Origin of the sequence: Vibrio jasicida 090810c, assembly GCF_002887615.1 — a bacterium.
Classification (GTDB): Bacteria; Pseudomonadota; Gammaproteobacteria; order Enterobacterales; family Vibrionaceae; genus Vibrio; species Vibrio jasicida.
Window position 1 is genome coordinate 1156523 of sequence record NZ_CP025792.1, and the last position, 15468, is coordinate 1171990.

General features: G+C 44.0%; 11 protein-coding genes and 1 riboswitch. Of the genes, 6 read left to right on the forward strand and 5 right to left on the reverse strand.

Going from position 1 to position 15468, the window contains the following annotated elements; genetic code table 11:
* Nucleotides 1-26 precede the first annotated feature (26 nt).
* Nucleotides 27-108, forward strand: a riboswitch (cyclic di-GMP riboswitch).
* A 30-nt stretch (nucleotides 109-138) separates the two neighbouring features.
* Nucleotides 139-3057: a calcium-binding protein gene (locus C1S73_RS05435; RefSeq protein WP_038866716.1), complete on the forward strand. Its 2919-nt coding sequence runs from the start codon at nucleotides 139-141 to the stop codon at nucleotides 3055-3057.
* 77 nt (nucleotides 3058-3134) lie between these two features.
* Here the strand turns inward: C1S73_RS05435 and C1S73_RS05440 are convergent, their stop codons facing one another.
* From C1S73_RS05440 to C1S73_RS05460, 5 genes are all read right to left on the reverse strand, one after another.
* Complete coding sequence (locus C1S73_RS05440; protein ID WP_038866714.1) at nucleotides 3135-3812, reverse strand: ABC transporter permease; 678 nt, start codon at nucleotides 3810-3812, stop codon at nucleotides 3135-3137.
* A 3-nt stretch (nucleotides 3813-3815) separates the two neighbouring features.
* The gene (locus tag C1S73_RS05445) at nucleotides 3816-4556 is read right to left on the reverse strand and encodes an ABC transporter permease (protein ID WP_038866711.1); all 741 of its coding nucleotides are present in this window, start codon (nucleotides 4554-4556) and stop codon (nucleotides 3816-3818) included.
* A gap of 80 nt (nucleotides 4557-4636) precedes the next feature.
* On the reverse strand, nucleotides 4637-5407 hold the full coding sequence (locus C1S73_RS05450) for an ABC transporter substrate-binding protein (RefSeq protein WP_038866708.1): 771 nt from the start codon (nucleotides 5405-5407) through the stop codon (nucleotides 4637-4639).
* Between the two features lie 84 nt (nucleotides 5408-5491).
* On the reverse strand, nucleotides 5492-6262 hold the full coding sequence (locus C1S73_RS05455) for an ABC transporter ATP-binding protein (RefSeq protein WP_038866706.1): 771 nt from the start codon (nucleotides 6260-6262) through the stop codon (nucleotides 5492-5494).
* Between the two features lie 233 nt (nucleotides 6263-6495).
* The gene (locus C1S73_RS05460) at nucleotides 6496-7968 is read right to left on the reverse strand and encodes a hypothetical protein (RefSeq protein WP_038866704.1); all 1473 of its coding nucleotides are present in this window, start codon (nucleotides 7966-7968) and stop codon (nucleotides 6496-6498) included.
* Nucleotides 7969-8425: 457 nt separating this feature from the next.
* Between C1S73_RS05460 and C1S73_RS05465 the strand changes: the two genes are divergently transcribed.
* From C1S73_RS05465 to C1S73_RS05485, 5 genes are all read left to right on the forward strand, one after another.
* Nucleotides 8426-9973, forward strand: coding sequence for a DUF3360 family protein (locus C1S73_RS05465; RefSeq protein ID WP_038866702.1), 1548 nt, complete (start codon nucleotides 8426-8428; stop codon nucleotides 9971-9973).
* 306 nt (nucleotides 9974-10279) lie between these two features.
* On the forward strand, nucleotides 10280-12556 hold the full coding sequence (gene pflB / locus C1S73_RS05470) for a formate C-acetyltransferase (protein ID WP_038866700.1): 2277 nt from the start codon (nucleotides 10280-10282) through the stop codon (nucleotides 12554-12556).
* 152 nt (nucleotides 12557-12708) lie between these two features.
* Nucleotides 12709-13686 (forward strand): lipid A deacylase LpxR family protein, encoded by a 978-nt coding sequence (locus C1S73_RS05475; protein ID WP_038866698.1) that lies wholly within the window; start codon nucleotides 12709-12711, stop codon nucleotides 13684-13686.
* A 144-nt stretch (nucleotides 13687-13830) separates the two neighbouring features.
* A complete protein-coding gene (pflA, locus tag C1S73_RS05480) occupies nucleotides 13831-14571 on the forward strand; it encodes a pyruvate formate lyase 1-activating protein (RefSeq protein WP_038866696.1) in 741 nt (246 codons plus the stop codon).
* Nucleotides 14572-14766: 195 nt separating this feature from the next.
* Nucleotides 14767-15432: an energy-coupling factor ABC transporter permease gene (locus C1S73_RS05485; protein ID WP_038866694.1), complete on the forward strand. Its 666-nt coding sequence runs from the start codon at nucleotides 14767-14769 to the stop codon at nucleotides 15430-15432.
* Nucleotides 15433-15468 lie beyond the last annotated feature (36 nt).

Sequence of the window (15468 nt, forward strand, 5' to 3'; positions counted from 1 at the left end):
GCTAATTAATTGATTAATAACATAACGGATGACAAAGCCAAACCCACTGCGAAGTGGGGACGGAAAGCTACAGATCTCAAACGGGACTGAGATGGCTGGGCTGCCTCTATGTATCTCGCGATATATGAGGATGAAACAATGGCGGAAGAAGTTTCTGTAACAGAGACCAATGCACAGGTTGGTACCTTAGTTGATGGCCCTACTCAAGATGGAGTGTCAAGGGATGTAGATAATCACCTTGAAGACAATTCAGGTGCAGATCTAGAAGTGCGTGCAGGTAAAGGTGATGATATCGTTAAAACGGGTGATGGTGATGACTTTATCGCTGGTGGTAGGGGTTCAGAGGCGATCAAATCTGGAGATGGCAATGATGTCATTGAATCGTGGAATCACACCATAAATGCAAAAGACGAAGCCGGAGAAAACCCTAACATTAACTTAGCGCGCGAAGGCGATGTTGAAAAAGTGGGCTGCGTTGACGACATCATTGTTGCTGGTTCTGGTAACGACTATGTCGAAGGCGGTGGCAACAACGATATTATTTATGGTGATCGTCGAGCTAAAACGGATGATACCAATTTATTAGCCGATGGCAATTTTGATGATGATGTAGGTGATAGTCCTGTCGTCGATCATGGCGGCTGGCAAACCTACTCTAGCTACGGTGGATGGGAAGCGACCGAAGGTCTAATCGAAATCCAAAATGGTGGTGGCTACGGAGATAACAAAGATCCCGCACGAGGAAACGTGTTAGAACTTGATTCTCACAAAGACGGAGACAATACCGTTACCAACTCTACCGTTTGTCAAACCTTCACTGTTGATACTGCAGGTACATTCAAACTCTCTTTTGATCACACCAACCGTACCGATAATACAGATACAAATGGGCTAAAAGTCCTCATTGACGGTGAAGTTGTTGGAACATACAACAACGATGGCTGGGAAACGGTCAATCTAGATCTAGATCTAGGCGCTGGCGAGCATACCATTTCGTTTATGGCCGATGGTAATGAAGATTCTCTTGGTTCCCTGCTCGATAACGTCGCTCTTCATCAATATCAGGCCAACGATGTGTTGATTGGTGATGGTACTCCTAGAGACGGAGACAACGTCGATAATAGCTCGATGCCGGGAGATGATCTTATTCGCGGTAACAAAGGGGCTGATGTGCTCATTGGTGACAATTTCGATGCCCTCTCTTTCGATGAGCAAACAGGTAACTTTGAACTCGATCTTGACTCAGCACAGACTCCTGAGGGAGAGGATTTAGGTCTTGATAACGCCACAGCATACAACCCTGATGGCTCTGAAGGAAACACGACCCAACAAGGCAGTAAGTATGGAGTCGAAGGCACGGATGAAAGTGGTAAAGATGCACAAATTGGGTATAGCTACGATGACGGAGATTCGGAACCTGGCGATGCAGTTGGCTCCGAAATGCTTTCTGTTTGCTTAGATGAACATACTATGGCCGCCACCGTCGGGATCTCAAATCTTTATGCCAATGAAGGTCGTGGAGAAGATGATGATGTGGACGAAATTGGTATCTGGACTGCATTTCGAGATGGCATTGAAGTCGCAAGTGGATTTTTTAGCGCAAATGAACCTGACGCAGATACCCTAGCCCACTACGCCGCTGCGGGCATGACACTAGAAAATACTAAAGTGCTTTCTACTGATAGCAACAATAGCGGTGAGTTTAGTATTGGTCCAAACGATACTGGCTTCAAAGCCTTTGATGAAATTCAGTTCTCTGCCGCAGGTGAACAATTCAGTAAAGGGGGAGAGAAAGAAGACTCAAGTGATTATTTTGTCACATCAGTAGAAACACTTGGGCTCACTGGCGACGGTACCGACATGCTATATGGCGGGCGTGGTGATGATATCTTACTCGGCGGTGACAATAACGAAATACTGCCGACGCCATCTGACGGTATGTATGATATCAGCCAGTTCAACGGAACGTTCGACGTTGAACTCATCGGGTCCAATGCAGGGTTCAATAACTCCCTTGGTTTCTACACCGCAGACTCAAGCGGTGAAGTCTTGAATGTCGGCATTCTTTGGTCAAATGTAAAACAGCCTGATGAAATGAACACCTCAATATCGAAAGAAATGATGGGGGGAGATGCTTGTAAGCTGGGGTTCTTCGTGGTCCCTGACGGTGCCGATAACGGTATTGAATCTGAGGGATTTATTGATGTTTCAGAATTCGATCTAGATGCGCAATTACTCGGTGAAGCTGCATTTGAATTGGGTCTCCCAGTCCATGCGCAAGTCACTCCTATGGGGGATGGAACCTCCTTATTCGAATGGAATGATAACACTGACCTTTCAACTAACGATGATGACTTCAACGACGTGATCCATAACGTCACTACCATAGCAGAACCTGAACTTCTCAAAGGCGGTCGAGGTGACGACTGGCTAGACGGTGGTGCAGGCGTTGATGTACTTAAAGGCGGCAAAGGCGATGATGTGATCATCGGTGGTAGTGGTGCCGACGAAGTTCGAGGTGGTAAAGGCAACGATACGATCGCTTACGACGCAGATGATACACTAATCAGAGGCGGAAAAGGGTTCGATGTTCTTGTCGCCAATGAGAAAGACGGCCCTATCGATATCGATATGTCTAAAGGTCAAGATGCAGACAACATTAAAGGTATTGAAGCGGTAATAGGTACAAGTAGTGACCAAGATTCTGTTACCTTGACCCTTGGCAAGGCGTACCATCAAGGTGGAGCTAGCGACAATAGTAAGAGTAAAGATGATGGTCAATCAGAGTTCTTTGCCCTTGGCGTTGAAGACATCAAGTTGGACGAAAGCAATAATTGGAGCCTAGAAAGCGATACTCAAGGCGATCCCGATGATGGTGTGACTATGACGGTGGCGGACCTTATGGCGTCATCAGATTACAAGCTAGACCAAGGCATGATTGATTCCTTAGGGTTATCAGGCTCAGATGTCTTAACGGCCTATACCTTTACAAAAGGTGGTAAAGAAGTCGTCATTTATACCGACGCAGCCTTTGACGGTGATTTCCAATTTGTATAGGTAAACTCACTCGCCCTTCATCTACCCAAAAAGAGCGCCAATCGGCGCTCTTTCTTTTAGATATCTATAAAAACGCCTTAGCTTAATGGCCTTAGATATGCCAAGAAGCGCTTCTCTGCGATTTTGAAGCACCACAAAATAATGAACGTTAATCCCATGTAGAAGAGACCAGCCGTCAGGAATGACTCAAATGGTGCATAGTAACGAGAGTTCACAAGTCGAGCTGCGCCTGTCAAATCCATAATAGTGATGATCCCAGCGACTGCACTGCCGTGCAGCATAAAGATCACTTCATTCGAATATGCAGGTAAAGCACGGCGTAATGCGCTTGGCAAGATGATGCGACGATAAGTCATAAACTTGCTCATGCCGTATGCTTTTGCTGCTTCTACTTCGCCCTTTGGTAAACCATTGATCGCACCACGAATAATTTCCGCCGTGTAAGCCGAAGTATTAAGAACGAAAGCCACCAAGGCACAGAACCAAGCATGTTCCCAAAGTGTGTCTTTCACAGGAAAGAATTGGTCCATGCCGTAGTAAATGAGATAAAGCTGCACCAACAACGGCGTACCGCGGAAAAAGTAAATGAACGCCCATGACGGCAAACTTAATGCGTAATTCGTGCTATTGCGCGCTATAGCTAAGGGAATCGATACACAGAGCCCGATCACCAGAGCTAATGCCACCAGCCATACCGTTGTCCACAATCCATCTAAGTAGACAGGGAAGCTTTCAATGATCAATGAAAAGTCCATTATCTACCTCGCATGAATACTGAATTTGCGTTCAACAAGCTTAAGTAGACCGGTTGATACACTGGTGAAGAATAAGAAGATGATCGCGACAGCCATGTAAAAAGTGAATGGCATCTTTGTTGTACCAGCGGCAAGTGAACTAATACGCACCATATCTTCCAATCCAATGATTGAAACAAGAGCGGTAGTCTTGAGTAATACCAACCAGTTATTACCAAACCCGGGTAACGCGTGTCGAATCATTTGAGGTAATAGAATTCTTCTAAACGACATAAAAGAACTCATTCCGTAGGCTTTTGCCGCTTCCAACTCACCTTTATCGACAGCCATGATCGCACCACGGAAAGTTTCCGCCATATACGCACCAAAGATAAAACCGATGGTCAGTACACCAGCAATAAATGGGCTCACATCGATGTAATCAGGGAGGTAAGCAGTCCATTCATGTTCAGGGTTGCTTGCGGTAAACCACTCGTTGAGCGTTTCATTGATCGAATAAAGGCTGTTATTCAGTAGAATTTGGCCACCAAAGAAGATAAGCATCATCAAGACTAAGTCAGGAATGCCACGAATAATGGTGGTGTAGAGTGTTGCAATAGCTCTTGCCCATTTATAGGGCGCTAATTTCGCAAGTGCCCCAAGCATGCCTAAAATGACAGCAAGCAACAATGAGAGTATTGCGACTTCGATGGTTACTAGAGCCCCTTTTAGTATCGAGGCTTCATATCCTTGTAAATCCAGCATAGGTGAGTTCCTAATCCCTAAACTCAAAAATCGGCCGTTGGTTACTTCTAGGAACAAGCCAACGGCCGCTTAGTTACGGCTTATTTACCGTAAACATCGTAGTTGAAGTACTTACCTGCGATTTCTTGATAAACACCTTTTTCACGCAGAGATAAGATTGCCGCATCTAACTTTTTAGTGAGATCTTTGTCTTGCTTACGAACCGCAATCCCGAAGCCATCACCAAACCATTTAGGGTCAGTTAGAGAAGGGCCAACAAACTCGTAAGCCTCACCACCCGCCTTATTTAGTACACCTTCTTCAAGAGCTGAAGCATCACCAAGTACTGCAGCGACACGGCCATTTGCAAGATCTAGGTATGCTTCATCAAACGAACCGTAACGTACGATTTCAACTTTATCGCCGTAGTTATCTGTCAGATACTTGTCATGCGTTGTCGCGCGTTGTACCGCAATTTTTTGACCATCAAGGTTGTCGAAGTCTAAACCCGCACCTTTTTTAGCAATGAATTTGTTTGGAATGAGTGCGTACTTACCCGTAAAGTCGACTTTCTTCTTACGCTCTTCGGTGATAGACATTGCAGCAATGATCGCGTCGTACTTACGAGCAAGTAACGAAGGAATGATGCCATCCCAATCTTGAGCAACGATTTGACACTTCACTTGCATCTCTTCACAAAGCGCATTCGCCATATCAACATCGAACCCCTTTAAGGAGCCATCCGTTTCAGTCCAGCTAAACGGAGGATAAGCTCCCTCAATCCCAAAACGAACTGTTTTCCATTCTTTCGCTTGGGCGACACCAGACACTGCTGTTGCAGCAAGCGTTGCTGCCAATAACCACTTTTTCATTTCCATACTCCTGTGATTGCTATTTTATTTGGTTTTGTTTGTTGTGCTTGTTTAGGAGGCAAAAAGCTGCCACCCAAAGAAATATTAGTAGATAGAAGAGATAAATTGCTGTAATCGCTCCGAATCTGGATTCGTAAAAAGCTTAGCTGGATCTCCCTGTTCTTCCACTAAACCTTGATGCAAAAACATCACATGGTTAGATACATCACGCGCAAAAGCCATTTCATGCGTGACAACTAACATGGTGCGTCCTTCCTCGGCCAGGTCTCTCATTACCCCTAACACTTCACCAACGAGTTCAGGGTCAAGTGCAGAGGTAGGCTCATCAAACAACATAACCTCTGGATCAACGGCCAAAGCACGAGCGATTGCAGCGCGTTGTTGCTGACCTCCGGACAGGTGTCCTGGGTAGTAGTCTTTGCGTTCGTATAACCCAACTTTCTTCAACAGTACTTCCGCATTTTCAATCGCTTGCGCCTTAGGTACACCAAGTACGTGCACGGGCGCTTCAATCACATTTTCTAAAACCGTTAAATGCGACCATAAGTTAAAGCCCTGAAATACCATAGCTAAACGTGAACGAATACGCTGAACTTGCTTTTCATTTGCTGGGACAGACTCCCCTGCGCGGTTGTTCTTCATTTGGATAAGTTCACCGTTTACCCAAATTTCACCCGCAGTTGGTGTCTCTAATAAGTTGATACATCTTAGGAAGGTACTCTTACCTGAACCGGAAGAGCCAATGATGGAGATAACATCGCCTTTATGGGCAGAAAGTGAAATGCCCTTTAATACTTCATTTTGTCCGAAGGTTTTGTGCAGGTCTTTAATATCTAGCGCTGGTACATCATTCATGCGCCCTACTCCCTGTGTTTTAGTCACTGCAATAAAGGGACTCCGCCCTCTTTGAATTGGAACAAACTATCACCACCCAAGAGAAGTTGCAACAAATTATTAACCTAAATAAATCGAATAGATAGATACAACAATCAAATGAATATGCACTTTCTAGCAATATATTCTTTTAATGCTGAATAACTGACATAAAAAAGCCCCTCAAGAGAGGGGCTCATTAAGATACAAAAGTGTTAATTAAAACGTGTCACAACGAGAGAATTCGAAGTGCGTAATGTCACTTCATTTTCCATTCCATCTTTTTCAGAAGTTAGAATACCGTCTAGGTCAGCTTCTAGTTCAGGCTCCGATGCTTCACCATTAGAGAAGAAGCTCATGAACATTTCTGAGTCAATATCGCTGTTACCATCAAGAATGACTGCAGAACGGTTGAAGTTGTCCGTTTCCGATACTTTCAAACCATTTATCGCGGAAGATGGAAAATTGTAGTAGTCCAGCTCAGGTACTACAACATAATCACTATTGCTCTTAGTGAAAATACGATGAGTTACTTTGTAATCACCTGAAGCAGCAAAATATGCGGTACGAGTGAAACCTTCTGTAGAGTTAGTTAATCCCATATTAATATCAATCACCGACTCTCGTCCGCTCTGAGATATCACGCTAGGCTTTGAGTTCGGTAAGTTTTTGATATTTAGGAATGTACTTGGATCAGCATCTATATCCCAGCTTGAATCAATAGTGCCAGTTAATAGTGAATCCCAACCATTTGTCGCGCTTTCAGCAACGGCTAGGTAAACCCATTCTTCTTTATTAGCTTCACTAGGTCGACGATATTCATCAACGGAATTACCCAGCTCTAAGGCATCATATAAGTAGTCGTTTGATACAAAGCCAATATCCAAGGAGTCATACTTGTAGCCAGACGATGAGTAAATACTAGAAACAACATCTGTCGTAACTAGGTCAATATCATTAGTACCCCAAGAACCGATACCATATTGATATAATGATTTATTGTCCGAGCCAGATTCATATTGGAATAAAGCGGTAGGCTCTCCATTGAAACCTAGTAGTTCTTCATCTGAAGTCATATCACTGTTTGGAGATACTAAGACATCTTTTTGTGATACATAGTGGTAATCACCACCACCAGATACTGCGTTTCGGTATGAAAGGTTTTTGAACGTTTTGTCCGATACGTTACTTCCTGTAAAGCACTTATTCAACGACTCACGGTTAAGTGCGAAAGTAACATTGCGTAGCTCTTTATCTTCTAAAAACTCGCGAGAGAAAGAATTTACACGAACTTCTCGACCATTGAATTCAAGTGCTTGAATAGTGATGTAACCACCTTCAGGAATGTCTTCTAAAACAAACTTGAAGTTATCGCTGGTTGGTTTAATAACTTCTCCAACCATTTTGCCATCAGCATCAGAATAGTAACCGATAACATTATTCGTGACCTGAGCTTTTGATGCTTGACTGTAAGTTAAAACGGTAGCGTCACCATTCGAATCAGTATCTCGATCATAAATTGTACAGCTTTGTGCCTTAGCATCGCTCTCAGACAGTGTCGCAGGGATCGCAAAATCAAACGTAAATGTTGTTTTCGATGAACCGCCACCGCCACCGCCACCGCCGCCACAACCGACCATTAATCCCGAAATAATTGCCACTAGCGGCAGTACTTTAAGCTGTTTCATGTCTTCTTCCTAAACTGAGCGGCAATGATTAGCCAAAAAATCGTCTCTGCTCGGTACTAAGCAAGAATGAAGCCAGCTTTATATACAATTCATGAATGACGTAAATAAATCGCATTGGACATTATTTCTGCAAAATAACGTCTAATTTTATGCAACTTGTGTAATCGAATTACACACTAAACAACCAAGTCATTCGCATGCCAGACACTTTCTGTAGTTTTCTTTCACATCTATTCTTAAAGTGATCTAAATCAATCACCCCAAAGGGCTATCTTGCTAGACTCCGCCACGATGATGAGGAATTTTTTGTGCCTCAACACAATGAGTTATTAGCTATGCTTAGGCACGTGGTATTCGTGCAACAAAATCTAATAATAGCTAGCATAGGAAGTGCCGCAGGAAGCGGAAAAACACAATTCAATTTAGAATTCATAACTTTTAAATATATGAGGAATCTATGTCAGACGCAGTGAATAAAGCGCACTCTGATTCGGATATCGAGACTAAAAGCTACCGCGAGCTTCATCGTCCATCATCTGAGTTCGCAAGCCGTTCAGACTACCTAGACCACGAACTACAAATCATGAAGCCACGCCGTTTTGGCTTAAACTTGCCAGGTCGTGACTTCCGCTTTGAGCTTGAAGACCTTGTTCCAGCGCTTGCTGGTACGATCGGTATTATCGCAATGTACTCTGCGGTAATGATGTCTTGGGCTGAAGGTCTTACTGCTGCATGGGACCACGTTAACTTAGGCAAAGATTTTGCTATCGAAGTTGCTCGTGTAGAAATGCTAATCCCTGCACTCCTTTTCTGTATTCTTGCTTCTGGCTTTATTAACCCTAAAGCCAACCTAGCAGGTAACCACGGTCCAATGATCCCTCTTATTGGTACCATCGCTCTTGCGGGTGCCCATCCTCTTGCATTGGCAATCCTAATCGGTGTGTTTGGTTTGATTTTGAGCTTACTAAAAGGTGGCTCAAAACTCGTAAACCTCACTTCAGAGGGTACAGCTGGGGGCCTACTCATCTTCTTAGGCCTAACAGGTACCATGAGCCAAATCAACTCAATCCAAGCTTGGGCAGTTGGTTTGCAATCGGATACGGTTGCCGCAGGCAGTATGGGCTACATTGGCCTAATCGTTCTCGCGGTTACTATCGGTCTATATGCTTTCCTTGCTAAAGTTAATAAACGTTGGCTAGCCATCCCAGTATGTGCTTTCACGGGTCTCGTCATTGCACTTGTACTTGGTGCTGGTTTCGACATCAAATTCGTTACTGAAACAGGTCTTCCGAACCTAAACCCAATCTACTGGTGGGGTAGCACAGAAGAAGGTTGGATGCTTGGTCTACCAAATGTAGAACACTTCATTGCTTCACTACCGTTTGCAATTCTTGCTGTAGCGATGTGGTCTCCAGACTTCCTTGGTCACCGTATTTTCCAAGAACTGAACTACCCTAAAAAGACTGAAAAAGTTCTGATGGACGTTGATGACACAATGACTATGTGTTCGGTTCGTCAAATGGTTGGTACTGCTGTAGGTGGTGGTAACATTACGTCATCTTGGGGTACGTACATGATCCCAGCAGCAATTGCGAAACGCCCTATCCCTGGCGGTGCAATCCTGCTCGGCTCTCTATGTATCATCGTCGCGATTCTTGGCTTCCCAATGGATGTAGCAGTATGGCCACCAGTAATGCGTGTTGCTCTTCTAGTAGGTGTATCTCTACCTCTACTTGAAGCAGGTATGCAGATGGTGAAAGACTCTAAAGACTCTCAAGCAGCAGGTATCTGTATCTTCGGTTCTGCGGTAGTTAACCCAGTACTGGCTTGGGCATTGACTATGCTTCTAGACAACAACGGTCTGATTGGTGACAAAGAGCGTGCATCACGTCTGTCATTTGTAGATAAGATTGTGATCCCTGTAGGTGTACTTGTCGTCTGTTTAGTCGCTATGCTTGCAGTTGGTATGCTAGAAGGACAATATGGCATTAAAGCTTGGCTATAATGACATTCGTTCAAAAATTGTGTGGGTAGCGCTCGTCGCTACCCCATTTTTATCGCTATTTTTTAGTATTTATTGATTTAGTTTAAGGTTTGCAAAAATTTTTTAGTGTAGCCTTGAATTGTGGTTGGGAAGAACCCACATTAGTAACAGTGACAATATTTATAGTTTTATCGCCCTATTCTTCTTATTTAAGACTATAAATATTGTTATTCATTAAGAGTGTACTGTTCTCCATGTGGAAGTGGAGATAGCTGGCTCAACGGCGAACCAGTACGTATTTTTTTCTACTACAAAGGTAGGTATGTCATGGCAGAGCAATTTGCTAAAGCTTGGGAAGGTTTTGCTGCAGGCGACTGGCAAAACGAAGTAAACGTTCGTGATTTCATTCAGAAGAACTACACTCCGTACGAAGGCGACGAATCTTTCCTAGTTTCTGAAGGTACTGAAGCGACTAACAAGCTTTGGGCTAAAGTAATGGAAGGTATCAAGCAGGAAAACGCGACTCACGCACCTGTTGATTTCGATACTTCTGTTATCTCTACCATCACTTCACATGATGCTGGTTACATTAACAAAGACCTAGAAACTATCGTAGGCCTACAAACTGAAGCTCCGCTTAAGCGTGCAATCATGCCTAACGGCGGCGTACGTATGATCGAAGGTTCTTGTAAAGCATACGGCCGTACGCTTGATCCACAAGTTTCTAAAATCTACTCTGAGTACCGCAAAACACACAACCAAGGTGTTTTCGATGTTTACTCTCCTGACATCCTAAAATGTCGTAAGTCTGGTGTTCTAACTGGTCTTCCAGATGCATACGGTCGTGGTCGTATCATCGGTGACTACCGTCGTGTAGCTCTATACGGTGTAGATTTCCTAATCAAAGACAAAGTAGCTCAATTCCACTCTACTCAAGAGAAGCTAGAGTCTGGTGAAGATCTACAAATGACGATGCAACTTCGTGAAGAGATTCAAGAACAGCACCGTGCACTAGGTCAAATGAAAGAAATGGCAGCATCTTACGGCTACGACATTTCTGCTCCTGCGACTACAGCTCAAGAAGCTATCCAATGGACTTACTTCGGCTACCTAGCTGCTGTTAAATCTCAAAACGGCGCAGCAATGTCTCTAGGTCGTACTTCGACTTTCCTTGACGTATACGTTGAGCGTGACATCGCAGCTGGCATCATCACTGAAGAACAAGCTCAGGAAATGATCGACCACTTCGTAATGAAACTACGTATGGTTCGCTTCCTACGTACTCCTGAGTACGATGAGCTATTCTCTGGCGACCCAATCTGGGCAACAGAATCTATGGGTGGTATGGGTGTTGACGGTCGTACACTAGTTACACGTACTAACTTCCGTTTCCTAAACACACTATACACAATGGGTCCTTCTCCAGAGCCAAACATCACTGTACTTTGGTCTGAGCAGCTACCTGACGGCTTCAAGAAGTTCTGTGCGAAAGTATCTATCGATACTTCTTCTATCCAATACGAAAACGACGACCTAATGCGTCCAGATTTCGACAACGATGACTACGCTATCGCTTGTTGTGTATCGCCAATGGTTATCGGTAAGCACATGCAATTCTTCGGCGCTCGTGCAAACCTAGCGAAAACTCTACTTTACGTTATCAACGGCGGTGTAGATGAGAAGCTTAAAATGCAAGTGGGTCCTAAGACTGCACCAATGACTGACGAAGTTCTAGACTTCGACAAAGTTTGGGCTGGCCTAGACAACCTAATGGATTGGCTAGCTAAGCAGTACGTAACTGCACTAAACGCTATCCACTACTCACACGACAAATACAGCTACGAAGCAGCTCTAATGGCTCTTCATGATCGTGACGTTCGTCGTACTATGGCTTGTGGTATCGCTGGTCTTTCTGTTGCAGCTGACTCTCTATCTGCAATCAAATACGGTAAAGTTAAACCAATCCGTGACGAAGATGGCATTGCAATCGACTTCGAAATCGAAGGCGATTACCCTAAATTTGGTAACAACGATGCACGTGTTGATGACATGGCATGTGAACTTGTTTCTAACTTCATGGCTAAAATCCGTAAGCTTAAGACTTACCGTGATGCAATCCCAACTCAGTCTATTCTTACTATCACTTCAAACGTGGTATACGGTAAGAAAACTGGTACTACACCAGATGGTCGTAAAGCAGGCGCTCCTTTTGCACCTGGTGCTAACCCAATGCACGGCCGTGATGAGAAAGGTGCGGTAGCATCTCTAACATCTGTAGGTAAACTACCGTTTGCTGATGCAAAAGATGGTATCTCTTACACCTTCTCTATCGTGCCAAACGCACTAGGTAAAGAAGAAGTTAGCCAACGTGCTAACCTAGCAGGTCTGATGGATGGTTACTTCCACCACGAAGCTGGCATTGAAGGTGGTCAACACCTTAACGTGAACGTACTTAACCGCGAAACTCTAGAAGACGCTGTTAAGCACCCAGAGAAATACCCTCAGCTAACAATCCGTGTATCTGGTTACGCTGTACGCTTCAACTCTCTAACTGCAGAGCAACAAGCTGACGTAATCGCACGTACATTCACTGAGTCTCTATAAGACTGATTGAATTAGCACTTTGAGTGATAAAATAGAGGCCGATGCTGTAAAGCATCGGCCTTTTTTTGTGTCTTGAACTAAAGTTGTGACATTGCCTAAGACTTTGTTCTCGATCTTACGTATGATGCCGAAAACGCTAGCAAACGAAGTATATGAAACTCAGTAAATTATTTATCCTTGCCTTGTTGTCGCCTGCTGCGATTGCATCAACAAAATCTACCGTCTCTTTCACTTTAGATAACGATGGCATATTTGGTGTCGACCAAGACTACACCAACGGTATTTTCCTTTCTTACGCGACCGATAAACTGCGTGAAGACAGCGAATGGAAATGGTTCAGTTTAAACGGTAATGGGCAAGCCAACGTCGATAAAGTAGAACTTGTACTAGGCCACAAAATGTGGACGCCGAGTGATATAGAAGCCGACTACCCTCTTGTTAATGATCGTCCTTACGCTGGCTACCTACACACCGAAATAAACTATATCTCGATCACAGCAGACCAAGCCGTTCGATATAATTTTACTATCGGGGCAACAGGTGAAAGCTCACTATCAGATAAAGCCCAAGATATCGTTCACGGCATCACTGGCTCAACCGACCCACAAGGTTGGGAATACCAAATTGATGACGAAGTCGCATTCAGTGTTGGTTACCGAGCATTCAACAAACTGATGCGCAGCGAAGGTAAAAGCACACAATGGGAAATTACTAACGTAAACGACATCAACGCAGGTAACTTCCGTAGTGATGTATCTCAAGGTGTCATGTTCCGTTGGGGTACCAACTTAGCGAACAGTATCGGTGCGGCAAACATCAGTGTTGAAAGCCCATTCCACGCGAGTATGCTAGCGCAAAGTACATCCAGTTGGTTCTTGTTCACCGGCTTTGAAGGACGTTACCGCTTTAACGACATTACCATCGAAGGCGATCGTTCAGGCATTCCTGAGCCATCCGATCAATACGATGTTACGTTACAAAACTGGCAAGCAAGTGCGGTTGCTGGTGCAGCTTGGTATAACCGAAACTACGGCGCGAGCTTAACCTTTACCGTTAAAACACCGGATTATGAAGAAGCACAAACTGATGTTTATGGTACAGGCTCTCTGTCACTGTTTGCGTTCTTCTAAATATAAGTCCCTGTGCGGCGTGTGAGTTTTCATTCGCCGCTTTCTTTGCTCAATATCTCGCCAACGTCCCTCTCCAAGACTGTTTTAACCCTGCAATTTGTAATAAAATAACGGGTAGAATTTATTAAAAAATGAGAGCAAAAGATGTCAACAGCTGGTCGTATTCACTCGTTTGAGTCATGTGGTACCGTAGACGGACCCGGTATTCGATTTATCGTCTTCTTGCAAGGTTGTTTAATGCGTTGTAAGTATTGCCATAACCGCGATACTTGGGATACGCATGACGGCAAAGAAGTGACGGTTGAAGAAATTATTGCTGAAGCAAAAACCTACCGTCATTTCATGAATGCATCAGGTGGTGGCATTACTTGTTCTGGTGGCGAAGCGATGCTTCAACCAGAATTTGTGCGAGACTTCTTCCGCGCAGCTCAAGCGGAAGGTATTCACACTTGTCTTGATACCAATGGTTACATCCGCAAACATACCGATGTTATCGATGAAGTGCTTGAAGCGACAGACCTTGTAATGCTTGACCTTAAGCACATGAAAGACGAAATTCACCAAGATTTCATCGGCGTTTCGAACCGTCGAGTTTTAGACTTCGCTCGCTATCTACATAAAATCGGTCAAAAAACGTGGATCCGCTACGTAGTTGTTCCGGGCTATACAGACGAACCCGAAGCGGCGCATATGCTTGGTGAATTCATCAAAGATATGGACAACATTGAGAAAGTGGAACTTCTTCCGTACCACAAACTTGGTGCGCATAAATGGGAAGCATTAGGGCTTGATTACCCATTAGATGGTGTAAACCCTCCATCGAAAGAAACGATGGATGAAATCCAATCGATCCTTTCCCAATACCATCCAAATGTGAAATACTAAGTCATATTAGGTTATTGAATAAATTAAAAATACCAGCAATTCGCTGGTATTTTTTTACTCATATTACCGTCGAGAGTACCAAACAAATCAAAACATTTGATGCCCTATCCTCGACACATTAAACGTATACAAACCTACTACACACTTAAAACGGTAAGTAAAGCTCGTAAGGAATCAAAAGTCAGGATATCAAACATGGATTGGTTTAATTTCGTATCGGTCATCATTGTTGGTTGGGTTGTAATCATGCATTGCCTACCCGATTGGCGAACAGTCGTTTGGCCTAAAATGGAACAAGAAAAACCATTTCAACATTTGATCTTCGCAACGCTCTTCTTGCTTAGCATTTTGTGGTCTGCACAGGCCGGTGTGAAAGAAGGGTTGCAAATCCACTTTCTTGCTTTGACAACGCTAACCATGATGTTCGGTTGGCGAATGGCTTTTCTGTTCTGTATCCCTGCCATGATCATCAATCACTTGATTCACAGTATTCCTCTATTAATGCTGCCAAGTGCGCTCGTACTTTCTGCACTGGTACCAATACTAATAAGCTACCTCGTTTTTCTACTCAGCTATCAATATTTGCCACGCAATATTTTTGTCTTCATTTTTGTGGCGGGATTCTTCAATGGAGCACTAACCGGTAGCTTACACCTACTCATTAACTCGGTTTATCATCTATCAGTCGGTCATTACGACTGGCAAACCATCCAGCACAACTACTTTGTTTTTGTACCATTACTCGCTTTCCCCGAGGGGCTTCTTAATGGGATGTCATTGGCGGTCCTAACCGTATTCAAACCAGAATGGTTAAGAGTATTCTCGGATCGAGATTACATATACAACCACTACCACAAATAGCATGTCACAACGCATTCATACGCTGTTTGTAAACTG

Bases quoted from the DNA above. Each gene is read 5' to 3' on its own strand.
- C1S73_RS05465 (WP_038866702.1), top strand. From the start codon at position 8,426: ATGTCAGACGCAGTGAATAAAGCGCACTCTGATTCGGATATCGAGACT.
- C1S73_RS05440 (WP_038866714.1), bottom strand. From the start codon at position 3,812: ATGGACTTTTCATTGATCATTGAAAGCTTCCCTGTCTACTTAGATGGA.
- C1S73_RS05435 (WP_038866716.1), top strand. From the start codon at position 139: ATGGCGGAAGAAGTTTCTGTAACAGAGACCAATGCACAGGTTGGTACC.
- C1S73_RS05475 (WP_038866698.1), top strand. From the start codon at position 12,709: ATGAAACTCAGTAAATTATTTATCCTTGCCTTGTTGTCGCCTGCTGCG.
- C1S73_RS05460 (WP_038866704.1), bottom strand. From the start codon at position 7,968: ATGAAACAGCTTAAAGTACTGCCGCTAGTGGCAATTATTTCGGGATTA.
- C1S73_RS05450 (WP_038866708.1), bottom strand. From the start codon at position 5,407: ATGAAAAAGTGGTTATTGGCAGCAACGCTTGCTGCAACAGCAGTGTCT.
- pflA (WP_038866696.1), top strand. From the start codon at position 13,831: ATGTCAACAGCTGGTCGTATTCACTCGTTTGAGTCATGTGGTACCGTA.
- C1S73_RS05455 (WP_038866706.1), bottom strand. From the start codon at position 6,262: ATGAATGATGTACCAGCGCTAGATATTAAAGACCTGCACAAAACCTTC.
- C1S73_RS05445 (WP_038866711.1), bottom strand. From the start codon at position 4,556: ATGCTGGATTTACAAGGATATGAAGCCTCGATACTAAAAGGGGCTCTA.
- C1S73_RS05485 (WP_038866694.1), top strand. From the start codon at position 14,767: ATGGATTGGTTTAATTTCGTATCGGTCATCATTGTTGGTTGGGTTGTA.
- pflB (WP_038866700.1), top strand. From the start codon at position 10,280: ATGGCAGAGCAATTTGCTAAAGCTTGGGAAGGTTTTGCTGCAGGCGAC.